This is a genomic window from Rhizobium sp. SVR5-9E (assembly GCF_056755095.1).
Genome location: NZ_JBNDHS010000469.1, coordinates 1 through 264 on the forward strand (window position 1 = coordinate 1; position 264 = coordinate 264).

At 39.4% G+C, this 264-nt stretch carries 1 pseudogene; it reads right to left on the bottom strand.

The annotated features are described in order from the left end of the window. A pseudogene (locus ACPYOJ_RS35660) lies at positions 1 to 264 on the bottom strand (hypothetical protein); the annotation flags it as partial.

The window sequence follows — 264 nt, forward strand, 5'->3', positions numbered from 1 at the left end:
CTTCCAACACCATAAAGTCGTTGTCTTGGGTTAATTTTACCATACAGTCAAAGCCTTCAAGCTGAGCGCCCACCATATAATCTACGTTTTTCTGATGAAAATTCAGAACGTGGAGAATCATCGAAGTGATGGTCGTTTTTCCGTGGGAACCTGCGATCACCACTCTTGTTTTATTTTTTGACTGCTCGTATAGAAATTCAGGATAAGAATATATTTTTAAGCCTAATTCTTTAGCTCTTGCCAGCTCAGCATTATCCTGATGAG